Consider the following 13,225-nt stretch of genomic DNA (forward strand, 5'->3'; position numbering starts at 1 on the left):
TCCGGATGAGCCTGTTACAGACAACCGGTTTCAAGAACCATCGGCTATGATTAGATACCTTTCCTCAGTTGCCAACCGTGCGTTAGCGTACATAAGCTTCTATATAACCAAGAATTGAACGGTGCCGGGCCGCAGCATCGGTCAGCGCGAAGCAGACCCAGACACAAGAATATGAAAAACCTGCAACCTTCCTGCGCTTCGAAGCAATAGGCGAGGTTCTGGAAAAAATCGCTATCCATGGCGCTGGATACCGGCATGCATGCCAATGATAATTCCGGGGGAAATGAGGAGGAGGGGGCGAGGGTAATCTTCTTGCGGCTTATTCGAAAGGGCGCTGAACAAATCATTTTCGCTCATGATCCGGCAAGGCCTTTAGTCCTGAGCGCAGTCGAAGGATCACCAGCAACGGAATCAATATGTTACTTTCATTCTGAGCCTGTCGGAAGATTAAGTCAGCGCTTTCCCAAATTGACAACCCTGTTTTTTAAATCGATAGCGTTGCTATTCATCCTTGGAGCACATCGTTTCGGTCACGTCCTTGCCTATCCCGCGGTAGCCGGTAAAGCGGCCGGAAGGGTTAAACATCGGTTCCCCGCTCACCATTAAATATTGCCGCGAGCCGTCGGTATTGGTCCGGCTGTAGACGAAATCAAGGAAAGGGCGTCTGGCGGACAGGTTCGCCTCCAGTATCTCCCGCTCGCTGATATTCCAGCGCGCGCCTTGGTCATCTCTTGTATTGCCCAGTGCGTCATCGACCCGGATTCCGAGCATTTCAAGCACCGGGCCGAAAATCTTGGTGAAATGCCCGCTCTCATCCTGTTCCCAATACCAGTCGGACGACAGTTCAGTCAGGCGACGAAAACGCGTTTCGCTTTCACGCAGTTCGGCGGTCCGTTCCAGCACGGTTTGTTCCAGCACCTTGTTGTAATTCTCAAGTTTTCTGTACAACAGCCGCACTTCCAGCATGTTGTGGATACGCGTCCGTACTTCGAGCAGATCAAACGGTTTGCTGATAAAATCTTTTGCGCCGGCGGTCAGCGCCCGCAGCTTGTGGCCCGGCTGGGCAGTGATCACCAGTACCGGAAGGTAGCCATCCGTTTCGATGTCCTTAAGGTCTTCCATAACCTGGAAGCCATCCATGTCAGGCATCTGCAGATCGAGCAGGATCAGGTCGTAGCGGTTTTTACGATGCAGCTCGCAGACCGCATAGGGATCTGTCGTCGACGCAACGCAGGCATAGCCGACATCGCGCAGCATTTCATCAAGCAGAAGCACATTGGATTGCTGATCGTCAACGATCAGAATGCCGGCGTTAAGAATTTCTTGTTCGCTAATCATTGTATTTGTCCGGTTTCGTTTACGCGGGTCAATTCCGTTTCAGAAAATTTCAGGGCATCGTCCAACGCTTTCATAAATTCGTTGATTTTAATGGGTTTGGTAAGGTACCGGAAGAATCCCGCCTCCAGTCCTCTTTCAATATCCCGGGGCATGGCATTGGCGCTGAGGGCAATGACGGGGATATGTGCCGTTACCGGGTCTTCGCGCAGGATTTTCAGGGCTTGGATGCCGCTGATACCGGGCAGGTTGATGTCCATCAGGATCACATCCGGAAGATGGGCGTGCGCGAGCGCTATGCCGAGATTGCCATTACGCGCGCTCAGCATACGTACGTGTGGGTGGCTCTCAATGATTTGCTCGACCAGCATCAGGTTGGCCGGATTGTCTTCCACATAGAGCAGGGTGCGCAGTGCCGCGTTTTCCTGAGCTTGCGGCACCAGTTCCGCAGGCATTATATGTCCGGCGGCAAATTGTGGTGAAACGTCTCGAATCAGATCGATCCAGAACTCGCTGCCCGCTCCTACAGTGCTGTCAACGCCGATAGTGCCTCCCATCAGTTCGACCAGTTGCTTGGTTACCACCAAACCGATGCCCGTGCCTTCTTCTGTGCCGGTTTCTTGCCCGAGACGATTGAACGGCTGAAACAGCTGCGCCAATTTGTCCGGAGACAAGCCTGCACCGCTGTCTTTGATGCTGATGCGTATGCATTCCGGAGTGCTCTCCGTGCATTTCACCTCGACCGTTCCATGCTCGCGGTTATATTTGATCGCATTGGAAAGCAGGTTGATCAGAACCTGCTTTACCCGGGTTCGATCGGCATAGGCAAACCAAGTGGTGTCGAATGGGAGAAAGGTCAGCTTGACGTCATGCTGTTGCGCCTGCGGTTCGATCATGGCCTGGCATTCGAGGATAACATCGATCAGCGACACCGGTTCTCGCGACAGCGATAGCTTGCCGGACTCTATCAACGCGAGATCGAGGATCTCGTTAATCAGATCCAGCAGATACCATCCTGCCTTGATAATGTGGTGCAGTCTTACAATCTGGGCGGCCGTTGGCGGCGGCAATCCGGCCTCCAGCAACTGGGCGAAGCCCAGGATGGCATTGAGCGGGGTGCGCAGTTCATGGCTCATGCTGGAAAGAAAATCCGATTTGGCGAGGTTGGCTTTTTCCGCTACAGACTTGGCGTTTTCAAGCTCGGCATTTTTTTCCTGCAGCACCTGATCCAAGCGTTTGCGTTCGGTCAGATCTCTCGTCAGCTTGGCGAAGCCGCGCAGATTGCCGCTCTGATCGCGTATCGCCGTATAGACTACATTGGCCCAGAAAGTCGAGCCGTTCTTGCGCACCCGCCAGCCCTCGTCTTCGAACCGTCCCTTGGCGGTTACGACGTCCAGGTCCCGCTGCGGCGTGCCGCGCTCGATGTCTTCATGGGGATAAAATCTGGAGAAATGCTGGCCGACGATTTCCTCGGTACTGTAGCCTTTGATCCGTTGCGCGCCGCTGTTCCAGCTAACTACGCAGCCCTCCGGATTTAGCATGACAATGGCGTAGTCGGTCACGCTTTCCACCATCAACCGGAAACTCTCTTCAGTCCACCGCAGTTGCTCTTCAACCTGCTTGCGCGCGGAATTGTCGGTGCCGATCAGCAGGTAGCCGATAATTGCGTCCTGATCGTCGCGCAGTGCAGTGACCGACACGACCGCCGGGAAGCGGCTGCCATCCTTGCGGATGTAGGTCAGTTCGTAAATATCCTCTATGCCGCGTGAGGCCTTGAAAACCAATGCTTCGAAGCCCGGCGTGATCGAGGTGGACAGCTCTTCGCTCAAGGCCTTGGCGCGTGCGATAACTTCCTGCGGATCGGAAATGTCGGCCGGAGTGATCTTGTTCATTACGTCGGCGGCCGCGTAGCCCAGCATGTGTTCCGCGCCGACGTTAAAGATCTGAATGACGCCTTTTGCGTCGGTGGCGATGCTTGAGAAATTGGCGCTGTTAAAAATTGCGTTCTGCAAGGCGCCCGCCTTGAGTAACGCCGCTTCCGACTGCTTGCGTGCGGTGCTATCACGTAAAATGCCGGTGAAGTAACGTTGTCCGCCCAGCCGCATCTCGCTTACCGCCATTTCCATCGGGAACATGCTGCCATCCTTGCGCTGGCCCACGACCTCGCGTCCAAGGCCGATAGCACGGGCCTCGTCGCTTGCACTGTAATATTCAAGCGAGCCATTGCGCTGATCCCGATCAAGCTCGGGTATCAGCATGCTGAAATGTTGTCCGATAAGTTCTGCGGCGGTATAGCCAAACATTTGCTCAGCGGCCGGGTTAACCGTCTCTATGATACCGCCGCGGGCATGGAGGGTGATAATGCCGTCCACCACGGTATTCAGAATCGTTTGGATCAGCGCGGCACTGTCGTTCAGGGCCTGCTGCGCTGCATATTCTTCGGTCACATCGCGGAACACCAGCACCGCGCCGATCACTTGGCCGCCACGGTCGCGAATCGGTGCGCAACTGTCGGCTATATCGCACTCGCTACCGTCGCGTGCGATCAGCACCGTGTGATTGGCCAAGCCCTGTATCGTGCCATGCGCCAAGGTTTCCATGACCGGGATGGCGGCGGGTTGACGCGTTTCCTGGCTGATGATGTGAAAAATCTCATCCACCGAACGACCGATGGCTTCAGCCTGCGTCCAACCGGTGAGCTGTTCGGCAAGGGGGTTCATGAGTGTCACGCGCGCTTCGGCATCGGTGGCCATCACGGCATCGCCGATGGAGTTTAGCGTAACTGCGAGCTTCTCTTCGCTGACTTGCTGCAGTTGTCTATTCGACTCTTCCTGAAGATCCAACAAATGCTGTGTTTCAAGATTAACTAAACGCTTGAGCCGCTGCTGTGTTTTTGAATAGATAAAATAGGCAAACACAAGTACAGACAGCAGCACAAACAAGCTGGAAGTAACAATAATGGTAAACAAATGGCGCATGTTCGATTGGAACTCTGCATCGTGCTGCGCCAGCGCATCTTCTTCCAACTTGATGAAGCTACCCATCCCGGCGCGCATCGAATCCATCAAATGCTTGCCCTGGCCGCCATCTACAGTTGCCGGTACTGCAGTGGTGCCGTGGTGGCGGCGCAGCTCAATGACCTGTGACATTTCCGCCAATTCGGCATCCGCCAACGGAGTCAGCGCGTCCAGATGTTTCTGCGCAGCACTGACGAAGGTAAGCTGGCGTAATGCTTGCAGATCGCCAATGATGCTGTTGCGCGCCGCCAAGTAAGGTTCCAGAAATGCTTCGTCACCGGTTAGCGAATAAATGCGGTGACCGGTCTCCGCATCTTTCAATTCAGACAGCAAAGCGTTTGCGCGGATTATTAAGGTGTAGGTATGCTTTCGCGCCTCGGCAGCGTCCTCTATTTGTCTGAAAGCCCCGAACCATATCGCCACCAGTGCAGCCAGCAAGGCCGCTCCGGCAAGTGAAACAACAATTTTATAAGCCGCTTTCAAGGAAGATTCACCCGGCGTCGTGTCTGCGTCGTAGTTGATAAGAGTGGAAGCGAGAGTTTTGCGGACATGGTTTGCCTTTGTGTAAATCGTAAAGTGGTCTGGAGACGGATCGGCCCTTTGGTCGTCATATCAAGTCAGGTTAGCGGCTTATCGCGAAACCCAACCTGTATGACTTATACGCTAATCCCGGCACAAACAAACATATCATTAATCGTGGTGCTCCCTGAACGACTCAACTTTATGGTTAATTGGAAAGGTTCTTAGCGGTTTCTGCATCGCAGAGCAAGCGATGGAATTCTTTCTTGACTACGTTGTAACACTCGCAAGAGCGGGATTCCAATCCCAACCGGTCAAGTACCGTGATGTGGCCACGGCGGTAACTGATCAAACCGGCGCGCTGCAAGTTCCCTGCGGCTTCGGTGATGCCTTCGCGACGTACGCCAAGCATGCAGGCAATCAATTCCTGGGTCATGGTCAATTCATACGTGGGCAATCGATCGAGGGTTAACAACAGCCAGCGGCACAATTGCTGCTCTATCGAATGATGCCGGTTGCAGACCGCAGTTTGGGATATCTGTGTAATTAATGCCTGAGTGTAGCGCAACATCAAACGCATCATGGGTCCGGAGCAATTGAATTCCTCAATCATCAACTGGCCTTTCAGCCGGTAACCGTAGCCACCGGTCTGCACGGTGGCACGGCAGGGTGTGGAATTGCCGCCCATGAAAAGTGAAATTCCGAGTACGCCCTCATTGCCCACTCCCGCGACTTCTGCCGATGCGCCATTCTCCATAACATAGTGCAGGGATACGATAGCGGTCGTCGGAAAATAAACGTGTTGCAATTGGCCGCCGGATTCGTAGAGAACTTCACCGAGCGGCATCGGGATCAGCTCCAGGTGCAAAGAGAGTCGTTCGAATATTTCCGCAGGCAGAGCAGCGAGAAGATGGTTTTGATTGGGGGTATGCCGAGCGGACATAAGGGCGGCCATTTTCTTGTTTCTGGGGCAAGTGAGCGATAGGTTGAAGACCAAAAAACAGCGAAACAACCAAAAGGGTAAGGCTTTAAAGGCTGCTGAGTCTGTGCTCCGTTATAACACAGTATTAGGTAAGGATTAGGAATTTGAGTTTTGAATGATACGTAAATGAAATGCAGCGGTCAGTTTTATCAGGACAAAATAAAAGCCGATACGAGCAGTGCTGGTTTTAGTTTTTCGGGACCGGTTACCAAACTTTACCCGTATACGGGTGTTTCCGAGAGAAAACCAGGCTCTCTAACGCGATGCTTCTAAAGCTATTGTCGGCCCAGAATTACTGTATGCGCGGATGTCGGCGAATTTACCGGAATACGGTGCCGCTAAAGACCCGTATACCAATGTGAGGTTATATCTATTATATATCCGGTTACAGCCACTTCAATGTTCGTTGCCGCACTGAACGAGTCCGGTTTTGTGTGTATTGTTCATACAAGCGGGGAAACGTCATTCCCCGCTTTGGGCATGGCGTTGTGGTCATGGTTTAATTAATTATCTGGAGACACTCATGAACAAAGATCAAGTAAAAGGCCGGGTCGAACAAACCAAAGGTAAAGCCAAAGAAGTCGCCGGTAAGATGATAGATGACGAGGAAATGGAAATAAAAGGTAAAGTCCAAAAGAACGTAGGTAAAGGCCAGGCAGGCTATGGCGATGTCAAGGAAGATGTTAAGGATACGATTAAGAAGGGTCACTAAAACCGGACATTGCCGGGCGGCAGCAGGTCAGTCGGAAGAGGCCTGCTGCTGCATGGCGCAATGAAATACTCTTACATATTTTTGCACAGGAAATAATTATGAAACTTACCAATATAAAACGTACAGGTTTATGTGCAGGCATCGTTTTAAGCTTGTGTTCGTTGGGTGCCTATGCTGCCGAAGAACACGCAGAGGAAGCGCTTAAACATGCGAAGGCCGCTGCCAAAGCCGATGATGCAAAGGAAATTGTCGAACATGCGGAGAAAGCCAAAGCCCATGCGAAAACTGCGGATGAACATCTGGATGCCGGTATCACGAGCCTGGATAGTGCGATCACTCACGGCAAGCAGGGACACGCCGACATGGCGAAAAAAGCCGCCGAAGAGGCTGTAACGCATCTAAAAGCTGCGGAATAACGGGCTTAGCTGCAAAGGACGGCGGGCGAAAATAGCCCGCCTTTTTTATGCGCGGTCCAAAATCACGGCGGCGATCTCATTAATCTAAAAACGCAAAAGCATGAAAATACCCAAATAAATTACCGGTCTATAAAGTGAGCCGAACGGCTTTCATGTCTCAATCGCGGTTTTTAGGGTAAATTGATGTTACGCACATACTAAAAAGGCCTGGTCCACGCAAGGCTTGAAAAGTTTTCCCCGGTCCGGGAGCGGTGGCCTGTCTTGTTGTGCGCGATTCGTTATGACAGTGGTTTTCGGCGATTATATCTGCGACGATTCTGCGTTGCTCCGGAAGTCGGCACAGGATGGGGTTTTTGTTTAGGCGCTTGAGCCGAGGTGCCCGGCCGATAGCGGGATTTCATTATCCATGCCAGAGGTAAGGCCGTGTATAACGTTTGCGCCGAAGTTAGGAGATTTAGAGCGGTCCTCAAGGGACTTGTCTCGGTACTTTTCTCGGTACTTTGCGCTTTATCGACAGTGCTGCGAACTTTGGCAGGTTGGCGTTTGGTGATTTCGCCAATAATAAAACCGATCCCGCCCGCCAGCAGCAAAGAAGCCGGATCGGTCAGCTGTTGGTATATTTTTTGAACCAATTTTGTTGTCCGAAGATCGACCACCTGTTGACGTTTCAACACCTGCCGCTCGGCATCTTTGATTTGATCCGTCAGGAACCTGGATTGATTTTGGTTTACAAGGTGAGGCATCTCAAGACTCCTCTTTATCAGGACGCTGTGGGAAAGGCATCGGCTGAAGACTGCGGACAGTTGCCGGGAATTGTAGATAACGGCTCTTGCGGCGTATCATCACCATAAGGATCAGTGTGAGCAGCAAGGTAAAAACCACGGCGAGCAATATGGCGCTGCTTGCTGTGACGCCATGCTCAACCAGCCATAGTATGGCGGCGGCTATGAGCCCCAGCCATACGCCGATCAGCAAGACCGCGATCATCACACCGGCGATGATCATGGATACCAGATTCTGGCCCGCTCGTCGCGCCTCCAGCGCTATCAGATGAAAGCAATCGTGGCTGAATCCGTATAGCTCGTGCCATAACGCTTGAGTATTTTCCAGTATGCCGGAAATTTTTTCAGGATTGCCGTCTGTTGCAGTCTGATCAGGAGCCTCATTATTTGCCGCGTTCCGATCCATGATGACCGCCTTAACGAATGACCAGAAAGCGGCTCAGCAAAAATCCTGCCGCCACTGCAATACTCACCGATGTGATCGGGTTGTCGTGAATAAAATCGCGGAAATCATTTAGCATTTTCTGCTCGGCATCATTCAGTTGCTCTCCAGTTTCGCCGAACGCTTCTATCGCTGCACCGGCTATCTGGTCAACAGTCTCATGTGCGAAATCAGATGTTGTGTCTATGGTTTCCATATTATTTCCTTACTTAATTCGAGCCTTTGAGCCGCATGTCATTTTTGACTGACTCCACGCCTGCAACGCCGCGGGCAATTTCCATCGCTTTATTCATATCGGCACGGGAATTGACGAAACCGCTCAATTGAACCACGCCCTTGAAGGTTTCAACATTGACCTCGGCGGCGCTTACATCAGGATCGTTTAGCAGGGCTGCCTTGACTTTGGTGGTAATGACGCTGTCGTCAACATATTCTCCCGTTCCTGCAGTTTTGTGCGTCGATGCACAGCCTCCGGCAGTTAATAAGGTCAGTGTCAAAAAAAATGCGGAAAAAAATCTAATAATATATTTCATGGTTAAATCTCCAGTTAAATGCCTAAGATAGACTGAAAAAAACCTTCGACAGGCTTCAGAGTGAACGGTCTACCGGTAAAAAAGCAAATACAAAAAATCAGCCGACTAACGATAAGGTGCTGTTTCTAAATAAATTGCAGGCTTTTGCACGACTATTCGCCAAAAACCTTGAGTTCAACTTTAACCGCAAGATTAGCCTCTGTCGGTACGGTAGAGCACATACAGCAGAGTTTCGTAAGTGGGTAAGTATCTGTTGTGAGCGCGAAATCAGGCTTAACTTAATAACAGCCAGAGGCTCATGTCTTTTCCATGGCGGCACTGTATTCGCCGCGGCGCGCAGCCCGGTTGCATTTGGCGCGATGATACAAAGCTTGCTGCGCCGCCAATACGTGAGACTCCTCGCCTTGCCAAATTTCCAACGCCGGTTGCTGGATGGCGCGGGCGAATGAAAATGACAATGCCCACGGCAGTCGCGACTTGAGGCCGCCATTCATCGCATTCAAACGGGCCGAGGCCAGTTCAGCGGATTGGCCGCCCGACAAAAACGTAATCCCCGGAACGGCAGCGGGGACGGCACGCAACAGGCAGATCACCGTAGCATCGGCCACCTCATTCACCGTTTCCTGCTTGAGACAGGCTAAACCCGGAAGTACCATGTTAGGCTTCAGCAGCATACCTTCCAGCATCACCCTTTGCCGGTAAAGCTGGTCGAAAACCGTATGCAGGACTTCTTCCGTTACCTGAAAGCATCGCTCCAGCGTATGATCGCCGTCCATCAGGATTTCCGGCTCGACCACGGGAACGATTCCGGCTTCCTGGCATAGCGCGGCGTAGCGGGCCAGTGCCTGCGCGTTGGCTTCAATGCAACCCCGGCTGGGAACAAGGCCATCATCTATGACAATCACTGCGCGCCATTTGGCGAATCGAGCGCCCATTTGGCCGTATTCAGTCAAGCGTTCGCCTAACCCGTCCAGACCTTCGGTTATTTTTTCTCCGGGATGCCCGGCCATGTCTTTTGTCCCGGCGTCAACTTTGATACCGGGAATGATACCGGTGTCGGTAATGGCTTTAACAAAGGGGGTGCCGCCTTTCTTATGCTGGCGGATGGTCTCGTCGGAGAGGATCGCTCCGCTAATACTTTCATTAAGCCCTGGCGTGGTGATGATCAATTCCCGATAGGCGCGCCGCATCTCTTCGGTCTGGGGAATTCCCACCTTGGCAAAGCGTTTGTTACAGGTCGGATTACTTTCATCCATCGCCAGCAGGCCTTTATCGCCTGTAACCAGCTTTTTTGCCGTGTCTATCAACTCTTGTGCATTCATTGGGGATTGCTCCATTTCCAGTTGCGGATTTCCGGCAGGTCCTGGCCGTGCCGGATTTTGAGCTGAGTGATCAGCTCGATCATCTCCCTGAAAGGCTGCGATTGCGCGAACGTGAACTCCGAAACTGAGCCGGAGTAAACGGCCGTTGCTGATGAAACACCACCCGCTCCAGATATTCCTCCGGCGTGAGCTTGTCTTCCTCGTAGAGATTGAAGTTCAAGTGATGCCGTCCCTCCATCTCGCCCCAATCCAGCTTGAAATCGGTCGCTGCCAGCTTACGGATGTGATGATCCCAGCCGTTGCTGAGCAGGACGCCGCCGATATCCACAAACAGGCAGGTAATTGCGGTTGATTTATTCATCGTATTTTTCCATCGAATCCGATCATCGCTGCCATAGGATGCGCGTGTCTTCCAGCGGAATCGCCATACCGTCGCAGTAAGGTATCAATCGCGCCGTGTAATCCGTCGAGGGACGCTCCGCAGACACCGCAAGGCAGTAAACGTAGCCGCCCGATGAACCGACCAGTTGGCGAAGAAGCGTCATTTGCTGGCGCACAGGGGCATCGTTCATGACGCCTTCGGCGTAAATTTCCACCCGCACGGCCTTGGGGTCGAGGTTGTGTAAATAAACCTGAACCTCAAACAGATGATGCTCGCCGCGCGTCTCGACTTTTATTTTGCCGAAGTGCAGTGCGGCCCATTTCTGGTCCAGATCGCGTTTCCAGTCGACCATTTGTTTGCCGATTGCGCAGTCATCGGCAGCGCGTAAATGGTAATCGATGGCAGCCGGAAGGTAGTGTTGCTTGGTATATTCGCATACCGTGCGATTGACGGAGAAGCGAGGCGTCAATTGCGCCATGCTTTCCCTCATCCGTTCGATCCATGCTGTTGGAATGCCGTTCTCATCCCGGTTATAAAACTCCGGAATCACTTCCTGCTCAAGCAGATCGTAGAGCGCCTCGGCATCGGCAGCATCCCCGGCGGGGCCTTTGCCATGCCCCAGGCCATCGCCCAGCGCCCAGCCCAGCCCAGGCTTGTAAGCTTCCGCCCACCAGCCGTCCAGTACCGAGACATTGAGGCCGCCATTGACGAGTACTTTCATGCCGCTGGTTCCGCACGCCTCCCAGGGTCGGCGCGGCGTGTTTATCCAGACATCCACTCCCTGTACCAGACACTCGGTCAAATACATGTCGTAGTCGCTGAGGAAAATGACCCGAGCCTCGGCCCCGTGCCTCTGGATGAAATGCATCCATTCCCTGATCAGGTCTTGTCCCGCGAGGTCTGCCGGATGGGCTTTACCGGCAATAATAAGTTGTACCGGTCGCTGAACATTGGTTAATAGACGAAGTAGCCGCTCCGGATCGTGCAGCAGCAGGTTCGGCCTCTTGTAGGTCGCGAAGCGCCGCGCAAAGCCCAATGTCAACGCATAAGGGTCAAATAGATGTTTTGCCTGTTCAAGCGCTTCGGGCGGTTCGCCGGCTGCCTCCAATTGTCTTGCCAGACGCTCGCCGGCGTATTCAACGAGAGATTTGCTGGCGGCGGTACGAAATTGCCAGAGTCTGGTGTCGGGGACGCGACGCATGTCCTGTTCCAGGGTTTCCATCGTCCCCAGCCAACGATCCTTGCCGCAGGCTTCGGTCCACAGATCGTCGGCCGCTGCAGAGTCCCAGGTCGGCATGTGGACCCCGTTGGTTACGTGTCCGACCGGCACTTCGGCCAGCGGCCAATGCGGAAAAAGAGGCGCAAAGAAATTCCGGCTGACTTGTTTATGCAAGCGGCTTACGCCATTGACCGCTCCGCTGCCGCGGATTGCCAGATAAGCCATATTGAAACTTTCCGACGCGTCGTTCGGATTCTGGCGGCCCAGCGCCAGTAAATCGTCGACGCTTATACCGAGCTTTTGCTGGGCATAACGGCAGAGGTATTGATTGATCAGACACGGAGAGAAACGGTCGAATCCCGCCGCCACTGCGGTATGGGTCGTAAACAGGTTGCCCGCGCGAGTGACCGCCAGCGCGACTTCGAAAGGCTGCCCGGTTTTTTGCATGAAACAGCGGGCGCGTTCCAACACCGCAAAGGCGGCATGCCCTTCATTCAGATGGCAGACTTCCGGTTGAATGCCCAGCTGATCGAGCAGTCGCCAGCCGCCGATCCCCAGCAGCAACTCCTGTTTGAGGCGCAGCTCCAGTCCGCCGCCGTACAGCTCGCTGGTAATCCCCCGGTGAGCAGGAAAGTTCGCCGGATCGTTGCTGTCCAGCAAGTAAAGCCTGATTTTGCCGACCCGAACCTGCCAGATGCGCAGCCAGACCGAGTAACCGGATAACACAATTGCCAGCCGCAACCACTCGCCGTTTTCTTGACGTACGGGCGTAATCGGCAATTGTCCGGGATCGTTGTACGGGAACAGGGCTTGTTGGGACCCATCCTTGTCGATGACCTGGCGAAAATAGCCTTGTTGGTAGAGCAGGCCCACGCCGACTACCGGTACGCCCAGATCGCTTGCGGCTTTGAGCTGATCGCCGGCGACATTGCCAAGCCCGCCCGAGTAGATCGGCAATGCTTCGCTCAACATAAATTCCATGCTGAAATAGGCGACGCAGCTCAGTGGGCTCTGCGGCTGATCCCGCTGAAACCACGCAGGCGCCTCCACCGCTTGCGACTTGGTCTGCAACAAATCATCAACATGTTTGCGAAAATCCGGATCGGCTAACAGATACTCGATCCGGTCACGCGAAACGGTTTGCAGGACAACCCAGGGGTTATGGGTGATTTCCCATAGTTCAGGATCAAGCTGTCGCCACACTTCATCGGTAGCATGGTTCCATGACCAGCGGATATTCAGAGCGAGCTCAGCCAAGGCATCAAACCCTTCGATTTGGATAGGCAGAAGGCTGTAAACAGGACTGCACACGCGTGTTTTTTTGCTCATGGTTTCTCCGTCCGTAACGAAAAATACTTTAGCCGCAAAATAAAGCCGCAGTCGGTACGGCGGAGCACATACCGCGAGAAAGTTGTAATAAAAAGCGTTATTGTTTCCGGAGCTTAGGAACGAGCGGAAGCGATTAAGTTTTAAACTATTGTGGGCGCGAGTTTAAAACCTGTCGCGCGAATACCTTCAAGGGCACAAGTCAATTTGCGCCCGGGGTATTCAGCGATCACTATTT

Annotated in this window: 12 protein-coding genes; 2 read left to right on the forward strand and 10 right to left on the reverse strand. The window is 53.2% G+C overall.

Annotated features, from left to right (window positions below):
• Positions 1-501: 501 nt before the first annotated feature.
• The 3 genes from Q8L79_RS19910 to Q8L79_RS19920 all read right to left on the reverse strand — a co-directional run bounded on the left by Q8L79_RS19910 (position 502) and on the right by Q8L79_RS19920 (position 5,826).
• Positions 502-1,338 carry a response regulator gene (locus Q8L79_RS19910; protein WP_305274444.1) on the reverse strand — a complete coding sequence of 279 codons (837 nt, stop codon included), beginning with the start codon at positions 1,336-1,338 and terminating at the stop codon, positions 502-504.
• The gene (locus tag Q8L79_RS19915; protein ID WP_305274445.1) at positions 1,335-4,835 is read right to left on the reverse strand and encodes a PAS domain S-box protein; all 3,501 of its coding nucleotides are present in this window, start codon (positions 4,833-4,835) and stop codon (positions 1,335-1,337) included. Before Q8L79_RS19915 ends, Q8L79_RS19910 begins: the two co-directional genes overlap by 4 nt.
• Before the next feature lie 244 nt (positions 4,836-5,079).
• A complete protein-coding gene (locus Q8L79_RS19920; protein WP_370870068.1) occupies positions 5,080-5,826 on the reverse strand; it encodes a Crp/Fnr family transcriptional regulator in 747 nt (248 codons plus the stop codon).
• Positions 5,827-6,376: 550 nt separating this feature from the next.
• Here Q8L79_RS19920 and Q8L79_RS19925 point away from each other — a divergent pair.
• Both Q8L79_RS19925 and smbP read left to right on the forward strand, forming a co-directional pair.
• Complete coding sequence (locus tag Q8L79_RS19925) at positions 6,377-6,565, forward strand: CsbD family protein (protein ID WP_305274446.1); 189 nt, start codon at positions 6,377-6,379, stop codon at positions 6,563-6,565.
• A 98-nt stretch (positions 6,566-6,663) separates the two neighbouring features.
• Positions 6,664-6,981 carry a small metal-binding protein SmbP gene (gene smbP, locus Q8L79_RS19930; RefSeq protein WP_305274447.1) on the forward strand — a complete coding sequence of 106 codons (318 nt, stop codon included), beginning with the start codon at positions 6,664-6,666 and terminating at the stop codon, positions 6,979-6,981.
• Positions 6,982-7,259: 278 nt separating this feature from the next.
• On the opposite strand, the gene Q8L79_RS19935 is transcribed toward smbP, so the two are convergent.
• From Q8L79_RS19935 to glgP, 7 genes are all read right to left on the reverse strand, one after another.
• A complete protein-coding gene (locus tag Q8L79_RS19935; RefSeq protein WP_305274448.1) occupies positions 7,260-7,724 on the reverse strand; it encodes a hypothetical protein in 465 nt (154 codons plus the stop codon).
• A gap of 1 nt (position 7,725) precedes the next feature.
• Positions 7,726-8,169, reverse strand: coding sequence for a phage holin family protein (locus tag Q8L79_RS19940; RefSeq protein ID WP_305274449.1), 444 nt, complete (start codon positions 8,167-8,169; stop codon positions 7,726-7,728).
• A gap of 10 nt (positions 8,170-8,179) precedes the next feature.
• The gene (locus tag Q8L79_RS19945; RefSeq protein ID WP_305274450.1) at positions 8,180-8,401 is read right to left on the reverse strand and encodes a DUF883 C-terminal domain-containing protein; all 222 of its coding nucleotides are present in this window, start codon (positions 8,399-8,401) and stop codon (positions 8,180-8,182) included.
• Between the two features lie 13 nt (positions 8,402-8,414).
• Positions 8,415-8,738, reverse strand: a complete 324-nt coding sequence (locus Q8L79_RS19950) for a BON domain-containing protein (RefSeq protein WP_305274451.1) — start codon at positions 8,736-8,738, stop codon at positions 8,415-8,417.
• Positions 8,739-9,034: 296 nt separating this feature from the next.
• Entirely contained in the window at positions 9,035-10,060 is a 1,026-nt protein-coding gene (locus tag Q8L79_RS19955; RefSeq protein WP_305274452.1) for a class I fructose-bisphosphate aldolase, read from the reverse strand.
• A gap of 79 nt (positions 10,061-10,139) precedes the next feature.
• The gene (locus tag Q8L79_RS19960; protein WP_305274453.1) at positions 10,140-10,421 is read right to left on the reverse strand and encodes a hypothetical protein; all 282 of its coding nucleotides are present in this window, start codon (positions 10,419-10,421) and stop codon (positions 10,140-10,142) included.
• A 22-nt stretch (positions 10,422-10,443) separates the two neighbouring features.
• The gene (glgP, locus tag Q8L79_RS19965) at positions 10,444-12,990 is read right to left on the reverse strand and encodes an alpha-glucan family phosphorylase (RefSeq protein ID WP_305274454.1); all 2,547 of its coding nucleotides are present in this window, start codon (positions 12,988-12,990) and stop codon (positions 10,444-10,446) included.
• Between the last annotated feature and the right edge of the window lie 235 nt (positions 12,991-13,225).

It is taken from the genome of Methylobacter sp. (assembly GCF_030680395.1).
In the GTDB taxonomy this organism is placed as follows: Bacteria; Pseudomonadota; Gammaproteobacteria; order Methylococcales; family Methylomonadaceae; genus Methylobacter_A.